Source organism: Polaribacter sp. Hel_I_88 (genome assembly GCF_000687935.1).
In the GTDB taxonomy this organism is placed as follows: domain Bacteria; phylum Bacteroidota; class Bacteroidia; order Flavobacteriales; family Flavobacteriaceae; genus Polaribacter.
Map to the genome: position 1 here is coordinate 971,050 of NZ_JHZZ01000001.1, position 21,965 is coordinate 993,014.

Below are 21,965 nucleotides of genomic sequence, written 5' to 3' on the forward strand. Positions count from 1 at the left end.
TTTCTTCAGGATAAAGAAACGCCCAAAAACAAAAAAACTGACAATTCTAAATCGCCAGTTTTTAATAGTATTTTAAACTTATAATCTTTTTAGATAATTAAAAGTGCATCTCCATATGTAGAGAATTTATAGCCTTCTTTAATCGCTAATTTGTATGCTTCCATTAAAAAATCGTATCCTGCAAATGCTGCTCCTTGCATCATTAAGGTAGATTTTGGTGGATGAAAATTCGTAATCATTGCATTTGCAATGCTAAAATCGTAAGGAGGAAAAATAAATTTATTCGTCCAACCTTCATAAGCATTTAACTCTTGTTTAGAAGAAACTGAAGATTCTACAGTTCTCATAACTGTGGTACCAACTGCACAAATTCTTCTTTTTTCTTTTTTTGCTTTGTTAATTTTATCTGCAGTTGCTGCAGGAATACTAACTTGCTCAGAATCCATTTTGTGTTTCGATAAATCTTCTACTTCCACAGAACTAAAAGTACCCAAACCAATATGCAGTGTCATTTCAGCAAAATCAATTCCTTTAATTTCTAAACGTTTTAATAAATGTTTAGAAAAGTGTAAACCAGCTGCAGGAGCTGCAACAGCACCTTCATTTTTTGCATAAATTGTTTGGTAACGCTCTTCATCTGAAGCCTCCACTTCTCTATTTATTGATCTTGGCAAAGGAGTTTCGCCCAATTCTAGTAATTTTTCTCTAAAAGCTTCGTAACTTCCATCAAACAAAAAACGTAATGTTCTTCCTCTTGATGTTGTATTATCGATAACTTCTGCAACTAAACTATCATCATCACCAAAAAATAATTTGTTTCCAATTCTAATTTTCCTTGCTGGGTCTACTAAAACATCCCATAATCTATTTTCTGCATTTAGTTCTCTTAATAAGAAAACCTCAATTCTTGCACCTGTTTTTTCTTTGTTACCATACATTCTTGCAGGAAAAACCTTGGTGTTGTTCAACATCATAACATCACCTTCATCAAAATAATCAATAAGGTCTTTAAACGTTTTATGCTCAATTGTTTGGTCTTTTCTATTCAATACCATTAAACGAGATTCATCTCTATGTTCTGGAGGATAAACTGCTAACAATTCTTCTGGTAATTCAAAATCAAATTGTGATAATTTCATATAAATAATTTGCTTTAAAAATGCAAAGATACGATATGCGAATAGGCGTTGTCAAGTGTTTGACTATTTATCTTTTAACTTCTTTTTGTTGGATGCCAATTTGCTGCATATCGTCCCAAAATTTTTGATACGATTTTGTAACAACTTCTGCATTTAATATTTTAACAGGAACCTTTAAAGCCAAAGGCGCAAAAGCCATTGCCATTCTATGATCATTGTAGGTTTTTATAGCAATATTTTGGTTAATCTTGGTTGATTTTTCCAAATGTAAACTTTCATTTGTCACAGATATTTTTGCTCCTAATTTTGTTAATTCGTCTTCTAAGGCAACTAATCTGTCTGTTTCTTTTATTTTTAAGGTATGCAAACCAGCTAAATTACAAGCAATACCCTCAGAAAAACAAGTAACTGCAATAGTTTGTGCAATATCTGGAGCGTTTTTTAAATCGATTTCTAAAACTTCCTTATTACTTTCTTTTTCTTTTTTCAGCGTGATAAAATTATCACCAAAAGTGGTTGTTACTCCAAAATGCTGGTAAATTTCTGACAAACAAGAATCGCCTTGTAAACTTTCTTTTTTGTACGCTGATAATTGAATTGTTGAACCAATTTCTGCGGATGCAACAATTGAATAAAAATAACTTGCAGAACTCCAATCAGATTCTACAACAACAGTTTGTTTTGCGATGTTTTTCTTCGGATGAACTTTGATGAAATTCCCTTCAAAAGTATTTTCAATTCCTAATTGCGTTAACAAACTCAATGTCATCTTAATATAAGGAACAGACGTTATTTTTCCAACCAATTCAATTTCTAGTCCGTTTTGTAATTTTGATGCAATTAATAATAAAGAAGAAATATATTGGCTACTAACATTTCCATTAATTTGAACTTTATCTTTTGTAATTTTTGCTCCCTTAATTCTTATTGGTGGATATCCTTCTTTATCTTCATAGGTAATTTCTGCACCTAAATCACTCAACGCATTTACCAAAATTTCAATAGGTCTGTTTTGCATTCTTTCAGAACCTGTCAACACAGTTTCTCTAACTTCGTTTACAGCAAAATAACTTGTTAAAAAACGCATTGCTGTTCCTGCATGCCCAATATCTACAAGTACTTCTTTGGTTGATAAAGCATGTTGCATGTGTACAGAATCATCAGAATCTGATAAATTATCAATGGTAATTTCTGGAAACAGTTTTTGCAAAATCAATAATCTATTAGATTCACTTTTAGAACCAGAAATTGTTATTTCTTGATTTATTTTTTTATCGGCTAAAACATTTAACAATATGTCCATTCTAAAAATTGATTTTTAATTCTTACTTTTAAACTCTAAAACTATAACTAATCCTTATGAAAAAATATCTTTTTCTGGCTTTTTGCTTTTTCTTATCTGCAAATGCCAAAGTTAATGCACAAAAAAAAGCTACCCAAGTTTCTGACGAATATTTTAGCGAAGTAAAATACAGAAATATTGGTCCTTTTAGAGGTGGAAGATCTGCAGCAGTTACAGGCGTAAACAACAAAGCAAACTTATTTTATATGGGTGCCACTGGTGGTGGAGTTTGGAAAACTACAGATGCTGGTAATACTTGGCAAAATATTTCTGACGGATTTTTTGGTGGTTCAGTAGGTGCAGTTGCAGTTGCAGAATCTGACAATAATGTAATTTATGTTGGAATGGGCGAAAAAACCGTTCGTGGAAATGTTTCTTCTGGTGATGGAATTTGGAAATCTGAAAACGCAGGAAAAACCTGGAAACATATGGGTTTAAAAAATTCAAGACACATTCCAAGAATGCGTATTCACCCAAAAAATGCAGATATTGTATTTGCAGGAGTTATGGGAGATTTATACAAACCAACCCAAGAAAGAGGTGTTTATAAAACGATTGATGGTGGAGAAACTTGGAGAAAAGTACTGTTTTCTGATGAAAACTCTGGAGTTGTCGATTTAATTATCGACCCAAATAATCCTAGAATTTTATATGCCACAACTTGGGATGTAAGAAGAACTCCTTACAGTTTATCTTCTGGAGGAAAAGGTTCTGCACTTTGGAAAAGTACTGACGAAGGTGAAACTTGGACGAATATTTCTACCAATAAAGGATTACCAAGTGGTATTTGGGGAATTGCTGGAGTTACAGTTTCGCCAGTAAATTCGGATATTGTGTATGCTTTAATCGAAAATGATAAAGGTGGCGTTTACAAATCTACAGATGCAGGAAAAACTTGGAGCTTAATAAATTCTGAACGTAAATTACGCCAAAGAGCTTGGTATTACACACGTTTGTATGCAGATACGCAAGATGAAGATATTTTATACGTATTAAATGTGCGTTACCACAAATCTACAGATGGTGGAAGAAGTTACAAGACTTACAATGCACCTCATGGAGATCATCATGATTTATGGATTGCTCCAGAAGACAATCAAAGAATGATTATTGGTGATGATGGAGGAGCGCAAGTTTCTTTTGATGCTGGTGAAAACTGGAGTACCTATATGAATCAACCAACTTCACAATTTTATAGAGTTACCACAGATAATCATTTTCCTTACCGAATTTTAGCAGCGCAACAAGATAATTCTACTGTAAGAATTTCGCACAGAAATGATGGTAGATTTATAACAGAATCTGATTGGAGCTCAACTGCTGGTGGAGAAAGTGCCCATATTGCAGTAGATCCTTTAAATGATGACATTGTTTACGGAGGAAGTTATGGTGGTTTACTAACAAGAGTAAATCATAAAACCAACGAAACTCGAGCTATAAATGTTTGGCCAGATGACCCAATGGGTCATGGAGCTGAAGATTTTAAATACAGATTTCAATGGAATTTCCCAATTTTCTTTTCACCAAATAACAAAAAACGCTTGTACGCTGCTTCTAATCATTTGCATATTACAGAAGATGAAGGACAATCTTGGAAATTAATCAGTCCAGATTTAACAAGAAACGATCCTGAAACATTAAAATCTTCTGGAGGGCCAATTACACAAGATAATACTGGTGTAGAATATTATGGAACTATTTTCGCGGCTACAGAATCTGCTTTAGAACCTGGTTTAATTTATACAGGTTCAGATGATGGTTTGGTACACGTTTCTAAAAATAATGGTGAAAATTGGGAAAACATCACTCCTAAAAAAATGCCAGAATGGATGATGATCAACTGTATTGAAGTGAGTCCTTTTGATAAAGGAAGCGCTTATATTGTAGGTACAAAATACAAATCTGGAGATTACAAACCTTACATCTATAAAACTGATAATTATGGAAAATCTTGGGATTTAATCGTTGAAGGAATTGAAGGTGAAAGTTTTACAAGAGCTTTAAGAGCAGATCCAAAACGTAAAGGTTTGTTATATGCAGGAACTGAAAAAGGAATGTATGTTTCTTTTGATGATGGAAAAAACTGGGAATCTTTTCAGCAAAATCTACCAATTGTGCCTATCACAGATTTAGCCATTAAAGACGATAATTTAATTGTGGCAACGCAAGGAAGATCGCTTTGGGTTATTGACGATTTAACACCTTTACATCAATTAAATTCATCAACATTAAAAAAAGAAGTTGTTTTATACAAACCAAAAGATGCATATAATTTATCTGGTGGAAATGGACGAACTTCTAGAACTGCAGGAACCAATCATGCAGGTGGTGTTGCTGTAAATTATTTCATCAAAAATGCCAATGAAAAAGACACAATTTCACTTTCTTTTTACGATTTGAATGATAATTTAATTAAGAAATTTTCAACAAAACCTAATAAAGAGAAAGAAGAAAGTACTTTAAAAGTTGAAGATGGAAATAATATTTTCAACTGGAACATGATGTATGATGGAGCAGAATCTGTTGATGGAATGATTTTGTGGTGGGCTTCTTTAAACGGACCAATGGCTTTGCCTGGAACTTATAAAGTGGAATTGGCTGTAAATGATGCAAAGCAAACTCAAAACTTTACAATCATTAACAACCCAAGTTCTGAAGTTACAGAAGCTGAAATGAAAGCACAGTTTGATTTCATCAACGACATCAACAAGAAAATGACGGAAATTCACAAAGGATTAAAAAATGTGAAGAAAGTTAGAAGTCAAGTTGGATTGTTAAAGAAGTCAATTACCAATAAAAAGAAACATAAAGAACTCATCGATTTTGCTGATAAATTAGTAAAAGATTTAACAAAAATCGAAGAAACTTTATATCAAACAAAGTCTAAAAGTGGGCAAGATCCTTTAAATTATCCAATTCGTTTAAATAACAAATTGGCGCATTTAAACTCTTTAACAAGAGTTGGAAACTACGCTCCTACTCAACAGGCAATCGATTTTAAAAATGAAATTACAAAAGAAATTGATGCAGAATTAGTAAAATTAAATGCACTTTTTACAAATGGCGTAAAAGAATTAAATCAAAAAGTAAAAGATAGTAATATCGATTTGATTCAGTTGGATTAAAAGAAAATAAACACATAAAAAAAAGATGTCACATTGAGCTTGTTGAAATATAACAAAAGGTCTTCAACAAGCTCAGACTGACATTTGTTTGATACATTGTTATTTGATAATGAGTAAATAACTTAGTGTTCCTAAAATACAATTGAAATTCACAAGGTCACATTGAGCTTGTCGAAATGCAAATAAATATCTTTGAAAAGGTCAGACTAAAATTCGTTAGGTTCATTATTATTTGAAAATTAGAAAATAATATAGTATTCCAAAACCCAAATAAAACTCAAAAGATCATAATAAGTTTGTCGAAATGCAACAAAAGGTCTTCGACAAGCTCAGACTGACATTCGTTTGATACATTGTTATTTGATAATCGGTAAATAACTTAGTGTTCCTAAAACTCAATTAAAACCTCAAAAGGTCACATTGAGCTTGTCGAAATGCATGCAAAAATCTTCGACAAGCTCAAACAGACATTCATTATATAAATTGTCTTTAGAATTAATTTAAAAAAAATAGTTGTAATTATAATTTATCAAACTAAAATATTCAAAATTTCATCAATTTAAAAATTAAAAAATGAGAGCTTATTATGTTTACATTTTGCTCTGTTCTGATAATTCATTTTACACAGGAATGACCAATGATTTAGAGCGAAGAATGATAGAACACAAATCTGGAAAAAGTAAAGATTCTTATACTGGCTCTAGATTACCATTAGAACTAAAATGGTATTTGGAATGTTCAGATCCCAGAGATGCAATTCAATACGAAAAGAAAATAAAAGGTTGGTCTAGAAGAAAAAAACAAGCTTTAATTGATGAAAATTGGGATGATTTAGTTAAGTTTTCTAAAAATTATACAGAAAATTTTGGATCAAGAATGTAGTAGAAAGATCTTCGACAAGCTCAGACTGACATTCGTTAAATATATTGTTATTTGATAATAAGTAAATAACTTAGTATTCCTAAAATCCGGTTGAAATTCACAAGGTTACATTGAGCTTGTCGAAATGCACTCAAATGTTTTTGACAAACTATAATTGACATTTCTAAATTCTTTGCTATTTGAAAATCAGAAAATAATATAGTTCTCCAAAATTCAAATAAAACTCAAAAGATCATAATAAGTTTGTCGAAATACAACAAAAGGTCTTCGTCAAGCTCAGACTGACATTCGTTTGATACATTGTTATTTGATAATCGGTAAATAACTTAGTGTTCCTAAAACTCAATTAAAAATTCAAAAGGTCACATTGAACTTGTCGAAATGGAATAACGTAATCCTTCTATAATTCAAGGTTTCATTAGTTTTTACGAATCCTACTTCATATTCTTATTTGTAATATAAACACCGTAAATAAAACTAATAACTACTTTAATTCCCCAAAAAGATTTCCATTTCCCATCATTAAAATTAGCTTCAGAAACTGTTGCAAATTCTCCTGCAAATATTTCTCGCCAACTATTCATAAATAATGAAATTAGAGTAACTATAATAAAAAAGGGAATGGCTACTTTAAAAAAGTTTCTCCAAAATTCTGGTTGTTTTATTTTTTCTGTAAACTTCATTTATTTTAGTTTTTGGTTATTATGATGACGATTATGATCACGTTTTGTTTTGATGTCTAATTTTTTCTCGAAAGCATCTTGTAAATTAATTCCTGTTTGATTTGCCAAACATAAAACCACAAAAACTACATCTGCTAATTCTTCACCTAAATCTTTATTCTTATCAGATTCTTTTTCACTTTGCTCTCCATAACGTCTTGCAATAATTCTGGCAACTTCGCCAACTTCCTCCGTTAATTGAGCCATATTTGTAAGCTCGTTAAAATAACGAACTCCGTGATTTTTTATCCAATCGTCTACTTGTTGTTGTGCGTTTTGTATGTTCATTTTTTATGATTAAAAATTCATAGAAATTCCAAAAGTTCTTGGAGTTACTTGCAAATCCCAAACTACTTTTTTCTGTTTTTTTACGGAGTTGTATTTTTCAGCGTATTTGGTGTCTAAAAATTTATCTATTGCTTCAACAATAAAAATACTAATTGCTGTAGAAAATAAAACATCTGAAACCCAATGAAAACGATCTATAATTCTACTTAAACCAGGAATAGAACCTACTGTATACAAACCCGCTTTTATCCAAGGATTATCAAATTGTTTTGCAATAGCGTACGCATTTGTAAAACCTAACATTACATGACCAGAAGGAAAAGAATCGTAGTTAAAAACCCTGTCTATATGAAAAGGATCAAATTTACCTTTTCCAACATCTATTCTTGGTCTTGCTCTACCAATAATTCTTTTTGAAACTTGTTGTAATAAACCAGCAGCAGATGCAGATGAAATTAACAAAACACCTGTTCTTCTTAATTTTGGATCATCTATAAACAAACCTGTTAAGTAAACAGCTCCAGTAATCATGTAATTGTTGTTTGGACTTCCAATATCATTTCCATAATCTACCAACCAACGAGGCACATCTCCACTCCAACCTTTTGCCCAATTATCTATATGATCATCGACTGTGTAAAGTGCTGCTGTACCTACAGCAACATATCCAAAATTTGCGAATTGTTTTTTTTGCCAATGCAAAGGTCTTGTATAAGCATAGCCCATTCCTCCAGCCATATTTCCTAAATCGTATGTAAATTTTTGCCAAAAATTTCTGTTGGAGTCTAAATTGAAAGCGATTTTTTCAGTTTGCGAAAAACTTGAGTGTACACAAAAAGTGAATAAAAAAACAACAAATACTTTTTTCATCGAATAAAATTGAAGCTTCAAAGATAAAGTTTCTAAAATAATTTGGTTTGATTCAAACTATTATTTCTTTTTAGGTAGAAAACTCGTTTTAATTGATTTCAACTTTTGAAAGCATATGAAATTAAAAGTTCTTTAAATACTGTATTAAATAAATTATATTTACAAGATAAAAAGTTACACAAAAAACATCTTATCCCTTTAAATTTAAGGAATAAACATAATAAAAGTTGTTATATAAGGAGTTAGCTACAATTTAAGAAAAATGAAAACCATTACAATTTTATTATTCACGTTATTTTCTAATTTATTGATTTCTCAAAATCTCATTAAAAAGGAAATCCTAAACGATGAAAACTCGAAACTAGTTGGAATGAAAGAGTTTAAAGAGAAAATAAAAAACAGAAATTATGTTTATAGCTTAATTGAAAATGATACTGCCTATATAGGAAAAATATCTTTTAGAGAATCAATTGGCAAAATAACTCCTGACTTAAGACTTTCGCTGATTAAGTATTTGGGAGAAATTACTAAATTAAAAGTAGATTCTACTAAAAATATTGTTATAAACTTTTTCTATAACCCAAAAGTTAAACCTAAAGGCTCATGTATTGATTATTATACTTCTGACAGAAAATATATAAGATATTTTAAAAAAAATGAAACCAGTATACAGTTTTTCATTACCGAAAAAAATTATGATTATGATAAAAAACATGTATTTGAAGACAAAGATGATTTTTTAAGACAATTACTTTTTAAATATGATTTTGGCTGTGGAAATTATATAATAATTAAAAATAATGGTGCAATTTTAAGAAGATTCGGAGAGTATCGACAAGATGAAATAAGAATAAAACTTAAAGAACTGTAGCTAACTTCAGAATATAACTAGGCACTTTCAGAATTAAATAAACACTTGTTTATCAGTTAAATAAGTTGTATTTTAGATAAACCAAACCCCGTAAATAGGCAAAAAGCCTAAAAAACGGGGTTTTTCTTTTTTACAAATATGAAAATACGAAGAATTTCTGACTTCCAGTACTCTTTTTCTTTTTTATCCTCTACAGAGGAATTAGAAAAATTCAAAGCACGTTTTTTAATGTCTGATTTAGGTAAAATTTACAGTGCAATTCCTTGGAAAAATTTAGTCAAATCATTTAAAATTACAGAAGCTATCAAAGGACCAGACTGTATTTTTAGCCCTCAAGGAAAATTAGGTTTAATGTTTTTAAAACATTATGCTTGTTGTTCTGATAAGCGTTTGATTGAGCAGTTGAATTCCAATTATAATTATCAGTTTTTTTGTGGTATTTATTTAGGATTTGATACCCTTGAAAACTATAAAATAGTGAGTCAAATACGTTGCGAATTAGCTGCTGATTTAAACATTAGTTCAACAGAAAAAATACTATTTAATTATTGGAGTAAATATATTGATGAACAAGAAAAAGCAACAACAGATGCCACTTGTTATGAGAGTGAAGTTCGCTATCCAACAGATCAAAAACTATTGAAAGAATCTGTTGACTGGTGCTATAAACAAATGAAGATAATTTGTAAATCTTTAGGTGTAAAACTTCCTAGAACCAAATACTTGAAATGGTCAAAAAGATATGTTGGTTATAGTAAAATGCGAAGAAAAACAACAAAGAAAAGAACCTCCATAACAAGAGCTTTTTTAAAACTATTACGCAAATTATTAGCGGAGATTAAAACTCTTGAAAAACAACATTATTTTACAATGCCAAATCGTTTTTATAAAACACTAAATACAGTAAAAAAAATATTCTCACAACAGTATTTACTGTTTGAGAAAGGAGAAAAACCAAAGAATAGAATCGTAAGCATAAGCAAAGATTACTTACGTCCAATAGTGAGAGGAAAAGAGATAAAAAAAGTAGAATTTGGGGCAAAAGTAAACAAACTTCAAATTGATGGAATTAACTTTATACAGAAAATAAGTTTTGATAACTTTAATGAAGGGACACAATTTAAAAATACAGTTTATAAGGCACAAGGATTAACCAATAGGAAAATTAAAATACTTGGTGCAGATGCTATTTATGCAACGAATAAGAACAGAGTTTTTGCAACTTCAAACCATATACAAACAGACTTCAAACCTAAAGGAAGACCTTCAAAGCATCATAAAGAGCAAAAAAAGCTCAAAAAAATGATTACCAAAGAAAGAGCTTCTAGATTAGAGGGGGGTTTTGGTAAAGAAAAGGAACATTATCATCTAAAAAAGATAAAAGCGAAAACCAAACCAACAGAAATACTTTGGATATTCTTTGGTATTCATACTGCAAATTGCCTTGAAATTGGCAGAAGAATGCAAAATCAAATTTTACAAAAAGTAGCCTAAATTTTTAAAATAAAAATTAAAAACACAGGATAACTATGCAATAAGGTTACTGCGAAACATAAAAAAGGTATATAAATTAAAAAAGTGATAGAAAATTATAATTTTCTATCACTTTTTTAAAATAATTTTCAAAAAATTAAACTACTTCTGAAAGTGCCTAACTAATAGAATTTAAAGGATTTCCAACAGTTAAGATACTAACTATTTAGTTAAAAATCAATCTAAAAAATCAACAACCTCCTTATAAAAATCTTTAGGGTTTTCTGCATGCAACCAATGACCCGCTTTTTTAATTTCTACAATTTTATTGTTGGGAAAATGAGTGTCGATTATAAAATGTTCTGAAGGAATTATATAATCAGATTTTTCTCCTTTTAAAAATAAAGTCTCTTTTGTAAAGGTTGTATTTTGTGGCAAAGGTTTGCCAACTTCTGGGTTATTTTCTGTGAGCGATTTTAAATTAAAACGATAATCTAAAACTCCCTTCTCTTTCCAATAGACATTTTTTAGTAAAAACTGACGCACACCAAGCTCAGGAATTAATTCAGCAACTTTATCGTCTACCAAACTTCTAGAATTTTGAACCGAAAAATCTACCGAATTTAAGCCTGCTAAAATTGCATTATGATGTGGTGCATATTCTTTAGGTGAAATATCTACAATAATTAATTTATCAACCAAATCAGGATATTTTACAGCAAATAACATCGCTGTTTTTCCTCCCATAGAATGCCCAATCAAATACATACTTTCTAATTGATGATGTTGAATATATGTATGTAAATCATCAACCAAAAGCTCATAATTAAATTCATCTGCATGAAAACTTCGCCCATGATTTCTTTGATCTATTAAATGAACTTGGTAATTTTCTGCAAACTGATTTCCTAGCGTTTTCCAATTATCACTCGAACCAAAATAACCATGTAAAATTAATAAGGGTTTACCTTTACCAGAAATTATAGAATGTAAGATGTTGTTTTCTTTCATGTTTTGTTTTTTACGCAGAGAATCACAGAGTTTTCTTTTGTACTCTTAATTTGAGTTTCACAGAGGAATTTTGAAAACTAACATCATTTTTTACTTAAAAACAAAACTTTAAACTATCTTTAAATTAAATGATGAAGTTGTATATTAAACACTGACTGCCAACTGCTACTGCAAACTGCAAACTATTTTAACCTATGCAAATACATTTTAACCACATTCTCTAATCCTAAATATAAGCTTTCAGCAATTAAAGCATGGCCAATTGAAACTTCTGCTAAATTAGGTATGTTTTCTTTAAAAAATTGGATATTTTCCAGACTTAAATCATGACCAGCATTAATTCCCAAACCTAATTTGTGTGCTAAAATTGCAGCTTCAGTATAAGGTTTTACGGCGCTTTTGTTTCCTTTACCAAACTCGCTTGCAAAATGTTCTGTGTATAATTCAATTCTGTCTGTTCCTGTTTTTGCAGCAGCTTCAATTAATTTTGAATCTGTATCAATAAAAATTGATGTTCTAATATTATTTCTTTGAAATTCTTGAATTACTTCTTGTAAAAAAGATTGATGTTCAATCGTATTCCAACCAGCATTTGACGTAATTGCATCTACAGCATCTGGCACTAAAGTTACTTGCGTTGGTTTAGTTTCTAACACCAAATCCATAAAAGATTTAATAGGATTTCCTTCAATATTAAACTCGGTTCTTACTGTGTTTTTTAAATCGCGAGCATCTTGATATCTAATATGTCTTTCATCTGGTCTTGGGTGAATGGTAATTCCTTGCCCTCCAAAATCTTCAATATCGTGAGCAACTTTTAATAAATTTGGCACATTTCCACCTCTAGAATTTCTTAAAGTTGCAATTTTATTAATATTTACGCTTAACTTTGTCATCATTTAAAATTAAATTAGGCTAAACTGATAAATTTCAGACATCAATTTTAAGAATAGAAAAATATAAATATCATTCAAAAATAAGTGTCTTCAGTTTTAATTTTTAACCTAAAATTAGGCATCAAAGATAACCCATTTAATCATTTTATCCTATATTCGTAAAGAATGAACATAAACGATTACATACTCGAAGAGATTAAAGCGCTAAAACTAAACGACACTGTAAAAGGTGCCCAAAGCTTGTTTAAAAATTACCCAATTACTCATTTTCCTGTTATAGAAGATGATAAATTGTTAGGTTCTTTTGCAGAAGACGACTTGCAAACCATTGACAATAAAGAAGATGAGTTAGTGAGTTATGCGCATTTATTAAATTCTTTTTTTGCTGATGAAAAAGCAACTGTTTTAGAATTGTTAAAGATTTTTGCAGATAATGATACGAATGTAATTCCTGTTTTAAACAAAGACCGAAATTATATTGGGTATTATGATTTGCGTGATGTTTTAGATGTTTTTTCTACAAGTCCTTTTTTAATTGAAGAAAGTGAAACTTTAATCATCGAAAAATTAGAGGAAGACTACTCTATGAGTGAAGTTACACAAATTGTAGAAAGCAATGGAGGCAAATTATTGGGCTTATATATTTCCGAAAGAAATGAAGGTGCTGCACAAATAACCTTAAAAATTGTATCCGAAGAAATAAACGAAATTATGCACACGTTTAGGCGTTATGATTACAAAGTAATTTCCACGCACGAAAATGATATTTATTTAGAGGATTTAAAAAACAGATCTGAATACTTGCAGAAATACTTAGAGATGTAACTGAGAAGTTAAAAGTTGGAAGTTTGAAGTTGGAAGTTTGAAGTTTGAAGTTTGAAGTTGGAAGTTGGAAGTTAAATAATAAAAGAATAGTTTGAAAAAAGTTGCAATTTACGGTCAGTCTTATTCAATTTCTGCAGAGAAAGAAATGCAGATTTTACTAGAAGTTTTGAATGAAAATAATATTGTGAGTTTTATTGAGCATAAATTTTACGATTTATTAGTAGAAGGCAATATACTAGATAAAAAATACCCAACATTTTCTCATTTTTCAGACTTAAACGATTCTTTTGATGCCATGTTTACCCTTGGTGGAGATGGAACAATTTTAAGAGCTGTAACCTATATTAGAGATCTAAACATTCCCATTTTAGGAATTAATACTGGTAGATTAGGTTTTTTAGCAACCATCAACAAAAAAACCATTACAGAGAGCATCAATTTAATATTAAATGGCGAATTTTCCATTCAAAAAAGAACGTTACTCTCTGTTAAAACATCACCTGAAACAGCTGCTTTTGAAGAATTAAATTTTGCTTTAAACGAAGTTACCATCGCAAGAAAAAACACCACTTCTATGATTGGTGTAAAAACCAGTTTAAATAATGAGTACTTAACCAACTATTGGGCAGATGGGTTAATTATTGCAACACCAACAGGCTCTACAGGCTATTCTTTAAGTTGTAATGGTCCAGTAATTTCGCCAAATTCTGAAAATTTTATAATTACACCTATTGCACCTCATAATTTGAATGCAAGACCCATGGTTATTTCTGATAAAACTTCCATTCAATTAACGGTAGACTCTAGAGAAAAAGATTTTTTAATTTCTTTAGACTCCAGAATTACAACCGTACCAAAAAACACACAAGTTTTTATAGAAAAAGCGGCATTTACCATTCAGAGTATTATACCTAAAAACCAATCTTTTTTGCAAACGTTACGCACCAAGTTATTATGGGGAGAAGATACAAGAAACGAAACCAACCTTTAACGTTTACATTACAATAAAACCCTTAATTAGTTGTTATTCAAAAAAGACTGAATATTAACTTTAAAAAGCAAATTGAAATACCTATATTTGCTCGCTATTTTTTAGGATGAAAAAAAGTATATTATTATTGATTTTTGTTTGCTTTTCTAATGTTTTATTAGGGCAAGTTTATGAAATAGGTGTTTTTGCTGGAGGCTCCAATTTTGTTGGAGATGTTGGCAGAACCAACTATATATATCCAAACGAAATTGCTGGTGCAGTATTTTTTAAATACAATCACAATCCTAGAATAGCATTTAGAGCAACATACAGTTATTTACCTTTTTCTGGTGATGATTTAGATGCAGATACAGATTTTAAAAACGATAGAGGAATCAAATTTACAAATACAATACACGAATTGGCAATAGGTTTAGAATATAATTTTTACGACTATGATTTATCTACACCAGGTAAAACATGGACACCTTATATAACTTTAGATCTGGCAGCTTATAATTACGAATATGTAGTTGCAGAACCACAACCTAACCAATTTTTGTATGATACTAAAAACTCATTTACAATACCTTTTGGTGTTGGTTTTAAATCGAAACTAATTGGGCCACTTGCGTTTGCTGTTGAAACTAAGTTTCGCTATTCTTTAAATGACGATTTAGATTACACTACAGAAACAATCCCTGAATTAAATTTTGGTGGTAATAATAACGACTGGTATGTGTTTACAGGTATATCTTTAATATACACTTTTGGTAGACCTGCTTGTTACACAACTGGATTTTAATCTATGGATAAAAAACTACAAATCGACTTGCTAAAAACGCCAAAACATGTTGCCATTATTATGGATGGTAATGGACGTTGGGCAAAAGGCAAAGGAATGAGTAGGATTTTTGGTCATAGAAATGCCTTAACTGCTGTAAGAGAATCTGTAAAAGCAGCCTCTCAAGTAAATGTAGAAGCAATTACTTTATACGCCTTTTCTACCGAAAATTGGAACAGACCCAAATTAGAAGTAGATGCTTTAATGAGCCTTTTAATAAACTCATTAAAGAAAGAATTACCAGAATTTATGAAAGAAGGAGTAAAAGTAAACTCCATTGGTTCTATAGAATCACTTCCTAAAAAAGCACAAAAAGTTTTAAATGATGTTATTCTTGAAACAAAAAACAATACAGAAATTGTATTAACTTTTGCTTTAAGCTATGGATCAAGAGAAGAAATTGTTAATGCAATCAAAAACATATCTAAAAAAGTTGTTAATAAAGAACTTGATTTAGAAAAAATAGATGAAAATACTATAAATAACCATTTATATACATTTAATTTGCCCGATGTTGATTTAATGATTAGAACTAGTGGAGAGCAACGCATTAGTAATTTTCTATTATGGCAAATGGCATATGCCGAATTATATTTTACAGATGTACTTTGGCCAGATTTTAGACAAGAACATTTCTATGATGCCATCATAGATTATCAGAATAGAGAAAGACGATTTGGAAAAACTAGCGAACAACTTACAGAGTAAACTATACATGAAATTATTTTCTGCAACATTAGTGCTTTTTGCACTATTTTTTACTTATAGTGCCCATGCACAAACTGAAAAAGATTCTCTTTCTACAGCTTCTTTTCAAAAAGATAAAGAATACATTTTAGGAGGAATTTCTGTAACTGGTTTAAAAAAATTTAGTGAAGAAACCGTAAAAGTATTTACAGGTTTAAGAAATGGACAAGTCATTAAACTACCAGGTGATAAACTAACAAGTGCCATTAAAAAATTATACGAAAGCAAGCAGTTTAGCAATGTAGATGTATATTTAGCAAGGTTAGATGGCAATACTGTATATCTTCAGTTTGATGTGCAAGAACTACCACAATTAAACACTATTGATATTGTTGGAATCAGAAAATCGAAAGCAAAAGATCTTTTAAAAGAGGCAGATTTAAAAGTTGGTGCCATGGTTACTGATAACTTAAAAGTAACTACTAAAAATTATTTTACTAAAAAATATACAGACAAAGGTTTCTTAAAAACAAAAGTTAATTTAGATATTCAAAAAGATACATCTGATATTAACACTGTGAATATGAAAGTTTTTATTGATAAAGGATCCAAGATAAAAATTAAATACATTTTTTTTAACGGTAACAAAGCCTTTACAAACAAAAGGCTTAGAAAAGCAATGAAAAACACCAAAGAGAAAATGCTTGGTCGTTTTTGGAAAGCATCAAAATATATAGAAGAAGACTATCAAGAAGATTTAGAAAATATTATCAAAGAATACAGTAGAGAGGGTTATAGAGATGCACGAATTTTAAGCGAAGGTATTTCTTGGAATGATGATAACACCATCAATATAAACATCGATTTAGAAGAAGGTAAACAATATAGGTTCTCTGAAATATTATTTGTTGGTAATAAAGAATATACTGATGAACAATTAAGCAGCATTTTAAGAATTGATAAAGGTGATGTTTATAATGGAGAAGTTTTAAAAGAACGTGTAAAAGGCGATGGTTCACCAACTTCAGAAGATTTATCAACTATGTATCAAGATAGTGGATTTTTATTCTCGCAAGTAAATGCTGTAGAAACAAAAGTAGAAAATGATTCAATTACAGTAGAAATTAGAATTAGAGAAGATGAAAAAGCTAGAATTAGAAAAGTAACTGTTTCTGGAAACGATAAAACAAATGACCATGTTATTTTTAGAGAATTACGTGTAAAACCAGGAGATTTATTTAGTAGAAGTAATATTATTAGATCTATTAGAGAAATTGGTCAATTAGGATTCTTTGACCCAAATGTATCTCCAGATGTTATTCCTGATTATCAAAACAAAACAGCAGACATCGATTTTACAGTAATCGAAAAAGGTGGTAGCCAAATAGAATTACAAGGTGGTTATGGTGGAGGTGCCTTTATTGGTACTTTAGGGTTGTCTTTTAACAACTTTTCTATAAGAAATCTTTTTAACAAAGAAGCATATGCTCCATTACCAATGGGAGATGGTCAAAACCTAGCACTTCGTTTGCAAACAAGTAGAACATTTAGTACCTATAGTTTTTCTTTTACAGAACCTTGGTTAGGAGGCAAAACACCACAATCGTTATCATTTTCTATCTATTCATCAAATCAATATCAACTTAACCCACAAACTTTTGATGTTGATAGAAGTAGAAGTTTAGGAATTGTTGGAGCATCTATTGGTTTAGGAAAACGTTTACAATGGCCAGACGATTTTTTCCAATTATCTCAAACAGTAAGTTACCAAAGTTTTAAACTAAATAATTATGGTTTTAATGTTGGTGGAAATATTTTAAGTAATGGTACTTTAAATAACCTATCATATAATGCAACTCTTTCAAGAAACTCTGCAGGACCAAGTTTAATTTTCCCAACATATGGATCGGAATTTTCTATCGGAGTTAAAGCAACGTTTCCTTATTCTTTAGTAAATAATAAAGATTATACTATTCCAGATGGATTATCAGAAGCCGAAACAAGTGCTGCAATTGCTGATAAATATAAATGGTTAGAATATTATAAATTAAGTGCTAAAGGAAAATGGTACACAGCATTTACAGATAAATTGGTATTAATGACAAATGCTGAAATGGGATATTTAGGTTTTTATAATGATGCTGTTGGTTTATCACCATTTGAAAGATACTTTGTTGGTGGAGATGGAATTGCCGTTTTTCAATTAGATGGTAGAGAAGTTATTGGTTTAAGAGGATATGAAAACAACAGATTATCGCCTTTAGAAGGTGGTTCTATCTATAATAAATTTCAATTAGAACTTAGATATTCTATTACAGATGCTCCTTCTGCATCGATTTATACATTAGGTTTTTTAGAAGCTGGTAATTCTTATGACAATTTTGAGACATTTAATCCGTTTGAATTAAAACGTTCAGCTGGAGTTGGTGTTAGAATATTTATGCCTGCTTTTGGTTTATTAGGGATTGATTTTGCTCACGGTTTTGATCCTTTACCTGGTTTTACAGAAAAGTCTGGCTGGCAAACACATTTTATTATCGGAAGACAATTCTAGAAAAACTGTACATTTGTAATGTCGAAAGTTTTTTTGGCACGGTTTTTTCTAAATACATTATACAAATGAAAAATTTATTTTTATTCATAGTTCTTTTATTTACGGTTTCAACTTCTTGGTCGCAAAGAGGTCAAATTATTGCTTATATAGATATGGAGTATATTCTAGAAAATGTTCCTGAATATATACAAGCACAAAATACCTTAGACGCTAAAGTTGCTAAATGGAGAAAAAATTTAGATGAACAAGCACGGTTTATTGAAGTATTAAAATCTGATTTAGCAAATGAAAAAGCAATTTTAACAAAAGATTTAATTGAAGAAAAAGAAGAAGAAATTACAATTAAACAAGAGGAATTAAGAAGATTAGAATCTTTGTATTTTGGACCTGATGGAGATTTATTTTTGGTTAGAAAACAATTGGTAAAACCAATACAAGACCAAGTTTATAATGCAATTCAAAGTATTGCCGCTAGAAAAAAATATGATTTTGTTTTTGAAAAATCAAGTGATTTAGTCATGCTTTATTCAAATAAAAAATACGATATTAGCGACCTTGTTTTATCGACCATAGACAGAACAAGGTTAATAGGAGAAAAGAAGGAAGCACAAGAAGAAAGAAGAAAACAAAATAATAGTGCATCAACAAAAGAACTATCTGAAGAACAAAAAGAATTAATAGCCAAAAAAACAGCTGATAAAGAAGCCCAGATAGAAGAAAGCAAAAACAGACAAATAGAAGCTGTTAAAAAGAAGGTTGCAGCGCAAGAAGCTAAAAAAAAGGAATTAGAAGATAAAAAGAAAGCTCGCTTAAAACAACGAGAAGAACAAAGAAAAATTCTAAGAGAAAAAAGAGCAGCTGCACAGAAAAAGAAAGAAGAAGAGCAAAAGAAGAAAGAAAAAAAACAAGAAGAAGATAATTAATATAAAAGTCAAGAATAATAATTAAATTAAAACAAGAATGAAAAATTTTAAAACGTTACTATTAATTGCTGTATTTACTTTAGGTTTAGGTGGTGTTGCAAATGCACAAAAGATGGGTCATATAGACTTTGAAAAGCTAGTAGCTGAAATGCCGCAAACAAAAAAATTAAAGCAAGATATTGAAAAGTTAGGTAAAACTTACCAAGAGGAAGTTGAAGGGATGGCAAAAAAATTAGATGCCAAAATGAAAAAATACCAAGCTGAACAAAATGCTCAAACAAAAGAAATTAACGAAATTAGAGCACAAGAAGTGCAACAAGAAAATGCAAGATATGAGCAGTTAAGACAAACTGCGTATCAAGACATGCAAAAGAAGCAAGCAGAAGGTTTAGAGCCTATTATAGAAACTGCTCAAAAAGCAATTGATGAAGTTGCTACTTCTAAAGGTATCTTATATGTATTAGATTCTTCTATGGGTAAAGGTTTATTAGTAAGCAAAGGAGAAAACCTTTTTGCAGCTGTAAAAGCTAAATTAGGATTCTAAAAAAAACATTTAAAATGTATTTTAAAACCTACTTTTTTAAGTAGGTTTTTTTATTTTTACAAGTATATGAAATCAACTAATTTTCCTATTGGTATTTTTGATTCTGGTATTGGTGGTACTTCTATTTGGAAAGAAATTACAACACTTTTACCAAATGAGCATACCATATATCTTTCTGATAGTAAAAATGCGCCTTATGGAGAAAAAAGCAAACAAGAAATTATTGATTTATCTGTAAAAAATACAGAATTTTTATTAGCCCAAAATTGCAAACTTATTGTTGTGGCTTGTAATACTGCAACCACAAATGCTATTCAATATTTAAGAGAAAAATATAACGTTCCTTTTATAGGCATTGAACCTGCTATAAAACCAGCTTCCTTAAAAACTAAAACCAATAAAATTGGTATTTTAGCCACTAAAGGAACTTTAAATAGTGCGTTATTTGAAAAGACTTCTAGTACAATCAACAAACAAATAATTGTCAAAGAAACTATTGGAACTGGCTTGGTTGAACTCATAGAAGAGGGTCAAATAAATTCTGACAAAATGAAAAGCTTGCTTTCCTTATATATCAATCCTTTGTTAAACGAAGGTGTAGATTGTTTGGTTTTAGGGTGCACACATTATCCCTATTTAATTCCACAAATAAGAGAACTTGTTGGTAATAAGATAGAAATTATAGATTCTGGTCAAGCAGTTGCTAAACAAACAAAAGTAGTTTTAGAAAAAAATTTACTCTTAAAAACTGATACTAAAAAGGGCAAACATCAATTTTACATCAATAAAAATAAAGATGTTTTAGCCATGATGATTTCAGAAAAAAGTGATTTTATAAGTATTGATGAAAAAGAGTTTTAAAAACCTCCAAAAGCAGCATTAATATTAGGACAAGCAGCAGCTCTAGGCTCTTTAGTAAATAAATTGATTCCAACAGTTACTTGATGAAAACCAGTTGTTGTTAAAACGGTTTCATTCATTTGATTTGTATACGTGTAAGAAAACAATAAGTTTTGGTAATTTAAACCAATAATTGGCGATATAAATTGTGCGTTTTCAATTGCATTTGCATCAAAACCTCTTCTGTAAGACAAAGCTGCCCATAGTTGAGATTTAGATAAATTTTTGTAAGCTTTTATGTTAAAATCTGCAATTCTTTGTCCTGTTCCTTCTCTAAATTGTAGCATTAAAGAGGGTTCAAATTGAATTGGTAAATCTTCCCCAAAATAGTAACCTGCAGAAAATATATAGTTTCTTAAATCTAAAGGTTCTTGAACATTTAAATTATTTTTTGCTGTAAGTAATAAATTTTTAACGGTAAAATACGATGAAAAACCACCTAAATGATAAGCCATACTAAAATCTGCATTATAATAGCTGGTACTTTCTACTATAGATGCAACAGCAGCATCTCCAGTAAAAGTTCTTTGATCCGATTGATTTTGAACAAACGTAAATGCCAAACCAAATGAAAGTTGGTTAAAAACTCTACCATCACTCATTTGTAAATGATACGCATAACTACCTTGAATTCCTTTTTGTGAATGAAATCCGTTTTTATCATTAAACAACACAAATCCAAAACCTGCATTAGAATATTCGTTAAATTTTGAATGAAAACTTAACGTTTGTAAAGCTGGTGCATTCGGAATTCCTGCCCATTGTTGTCTTGCTGTAAAACGCAGTTTACTAGAGTTACCAATACCTGCTGCAGAAGGATGTACTAAATAAACATTGTCAGAAAGATAATCTTGATAAATTGGTAATGTTTCTTGAGAAATACCTTTTAATGAAAAAAGAAATAGAAAAAGTAAAGAAATCCTAGAGTACAATAACTTCATTAAAAATAAATTAATTTTAGATTTCAAATATATTGATTTAAAAAGAATAATTTCTTTTTAACTGAAAGTTTTAACACAATAAAAAACGATTAATTTACTGTTTTGGTATGTAATATTTTAATTTTCAATTTTTAGAAAAATCACATAAAACGGAAAAT

20 protein-coding genes are annotated in these 21,965 nt (G+C 30.0%); 12 read left to right on the forward strand and 8 right to left on the reverse strand.

Annotation, left to right across the window (positions count from 1 at the left end; translation table 11 throughout):
- Nucleotides 1-89: 89 nt before the first annotated feature.
- Both queA and P161_RS0104325 read right to left on the reverse strand, forming a co-directional pair.
- Nucleotides 90-1,139, reverse strand: a complete 1,050-nt coding sequence (queA, locus tag P161_RS0104320; protein ID WP_026775830.1) for a tRNA preQ1(34) S-adenosylmethionine ribosyltransferase-isomerase QueA — start codon at nucleotides 1,137-1,139, stop codon at nucleotides 90-92.
- A gap of 67 nt (nucleotides 1,140-1,206) precedes the next feature.
- Complete coding sequence (locus P161_RS0104325) at nucleotides 1,207-2,442, reverse strand: 3-phosphoshikimate 1-carboxyvinyltransferase (RefSeq protein WP_026775831.1); 1,236 nt, start codon at nucleotides 2,440-2,442, stop codon at nucleotides 1,207-1,209.
- A 56-nt stretch (nucleotides 2,443-2,498) separates the two neighbouring features.
- Here P161_RS0104325 and P161_RS0104330 point away from each other — a divergent pair, with 56 nt between their 5' ends.
- Both P161_RS0104330 and P161_RS0104335 read left to right on the forward strand, forming a co-directional pair.
- A complete protein-coding gene (locus P161_RS0104330; RefSeq protein ID WP_026775832.1) occupies nucleotides 2,499-5,606 on the forward strand; it encodes a glycosyl hydrolase in 3,108 nt (1,035 codons plus the stop codon).
- 573 nt (nucleotides 5,607-6,179) lie between these two features.
- Nucleotides 6,180-6,488: a GIY-YIG nuclease family protein gene (locus tag P161_RS0104335; RefSeq protein ID WP_026775833.1), complete on the forward strand. Its 309-nt coding sequence runs from the start codon at nucleotides 6,180-6,182 to the stop codon at nucleotides 6,486-6,488.
- Nucleotides 6,489-6,922: 434 nt separating this feature from the next.
- Here P161_RS0104335 and P161_RS0104340 read toward each other — a convergent pair whose 3' ends face one another.
- Genes P161_RS0104340 through P161_RS0104350 form a run of 3 tightly spaced genes read right to left on the reverse strand, consistent with a single transcriptional unit; the run spans nucleotide 6,923 to nucleotide 8,368 of the window.
- Nucleotides 6,923-7,171: a hypothetical protein gene (locus P161_RS0104340; protein WP_026775834.1), complete on the reverse strand. Its 249-nt coding sequence runs from the start codon at nucleotides 7,169-7,171 to the stop codon at nucleotides 6,923-6,925.
- Nucleotides 7,172-7,498 carry a nucleotide pyrophosphohydrolase gene (locus P161_RS0104345; RefSeq protein WP_026775835.1) on the reverse strand — a complete coding sequence of 109 codons (327 nt, stop codon included), beginning with the start codon at nucleotides 7,496-7,498 and terminating at the stop codon, nucleotides 7,172-7,174.
- Between the two features lie 9 nt (nucleotides 7,499-7,507).
- A complete protein-coding gene (locus tag P161_RS0104350) occupies nucleotides 7,508-8,368 on the reverse strand; it encodes a phosphatase PAP2 family protein (RefSeq protein ID WP_026775836.1) in 861 nt (286 codons plus the stop codon).
- 370 nt (nucleotides 8,369-8,738) lie between these two features.
- Here P161_RS0104350 and P161_RS0104355 point away from each other — a divergent pair, with 370 nt between their 5' ends.
- Together P161_RS0104355 and P161_RS19870 are read left to right on the forward strand one after the other, a co-directional pair.
- Nucleotides 8,739-9,239, forward strand: coding sequence for a hypothetical protein (locus P161_RS0104355; protein ID WP_155810418.1), 501 nt, complete (start codon nucleotides 8,739-8,741; stop codon nucleotides 9,237-9,239).
- Nucleotides 9,240-9,377: 138 nt separating this feature from the next.
- Nucleotides 9,378-10,733 (forward strand): transposase, encoded by a 1,356-nt coding sequence (locus tag P161_RS19870; protein ID WP_026775079.1) that lies wholly within the window; start codon nucleotides 9,378-9,380, stop codon nucleotides 10,731-10,733.
- A 216-nt stretch (nucleotides 10,734-10,949) separates the two neighbouring features.
- Here the strand turns inward: P161_RS19870 and P161_RS0104365 are convergent, their stop codons facing one another.
- Both P161_RS0104365 and P161_RS0104370 read right to left on the reverse strand, forming a co-directional pair.
- Nucleotides 10,950-11,723 (reverse strand): alpha/beta fold hydrolase, encoded by a 774-nt coding sequence (locus P161_RS0104365; RefSeq protein ID WP_026775838.1) that lies wholly within the window; start codon nucleotides 11,721-11,723, stop codon nucleotides 10,950-10,952.
- 182 nt (nucleotides 11,724-11,905) lie between these two features.
- Nucleotides 11,906-12,619, reverse strand: a complete 714-nt coding sequence (locus P161_RS0104370) for a pyridoxine 5'-phosphate synthase (RefSeq protein ID WP_026775839.1) — start codon at nucleotides 12,617-12,619, stop codon at nucleotides 11,906-11,908.
- Between the two features lie 165 nt (nucleotides 12,620-12,784).
- On the opposite strand from P161_RS0104370, the gene P161_RS0104375 reads away from it, so the two are divergent.
- The 8 genes from P161_RS0104375 to murI all read left to right on the forward strand — a co-directional run bounded on the left by P161_RS0104375 (nucleotide 12,785) and on the right by murI (nucleotide 20,827).
- Entirely contained in the window at nucleotides 12,785-13,444 is a 660-nt protein-coding gene (locus tag P161_RS0104375) for a CBS domain-containing protein (protein ID WP_026775840.1), read from the forward strand.
- Nucleotides 13,445-13,535: 91 nt separating this feature from the next.
- The gene (locus P161_RS0104380; RefSeq protein WP_026775841.1) at nucleotides 13,536-14,435 is read left to right on the forward strand and encodes an NAD kinase; all 900 of its coding nucleotides are present in this window, start codon (nucleotides 13,536-13,538) and stop codon (nucleotides 14,433-14,435) included.
- Nucleotides 14,436-14,541: 106 nt separating this feature from the next.
- Nucleotides 14,542-15,219, forward strand: coding sequence for a DUF6089 family protein (locus tag P161_RS0104385; protein ID WP_026775842.1), 678 nt, complete (start codon nucleotides 14,542-14,544; stop codon nucleotides 15,217-15,219).
- A 3-nt stretch (nucleotides 15,220-15,222) separates the two neighbouring features.
- Nucleotides 15,223-15,966 (forward strand): isoprenyl transferase, encoded by a 744-nt coding sequence (locus P161_RS0104390; protein WP_026775843.1) that lies wholly within the window; start codon nucleotides 15,223-15,225, stop codon nucleotides 15,964-15,966.
- Nucleotides 15,967-15,973: 7 nt separating this feature from the next.
- On the forward strand, nucleotides 15,974-18,499 hold the full coding sequence (gene bamA / locus P161_RS0104395; protein WP_051605659.1) for an outer membrane protein assembly factor BamA: 2,526 nt from the start codon (nucleotides 15,974-15,976) through the stop codon (nucleotides 18,497-18,499).
- Between the two features lie 65 nt (nucleotides 18,500-18,564).
- Entirely contained in the window at nucleotides 18,565-19,422 is an 858-nt protein-coding gene (locus P161_RS0104400) for an OmpH family outer membrane protein (RefSeq protein WP_026775845.1), read from the forward strand.
- A gap of 37 nt (nucleotides 19,423-19,459) precedes the next feature.
- Entirely contained in the window at nucleotides 19,460-19,966 is a 507-nt protein-coding gene (locus P161_RS0104405) for an OmpH family outer membrane protein (protein ID WP_026775846.1), read from the forward strand.
- A gap of 66 nt (nucleotides 19,967-20,032) precedes the next feature.
- Entirely contained in the window at nucleotides 20,033-20,827 is a 795-nt protein-coding gene (murI, locus tag P161_RS0104410; protein ID WP_026775847.1) for a glutamate racemase, read from the forward strand.
- Here murI and P161_RS0104415 read toward each other — a convergent pair.
- A complete protein-coding gene (locus tag P161_RS0104415) occupies nucleotides 20,824-21,807 on the reverse strand; it encodes a type IX secretion system membrane protein PorP/SprF (RefSeq protein WP_026775848.1) in 984 nt (327 codons plus the stop codon). The two genes, murI and P161_RS0104415, sit on opposite strands and share 4 nt — an antisense overlap.
- Between the last annotated feature and the right edge of the window lie 158 nt (nucleotides 21,808-21,965).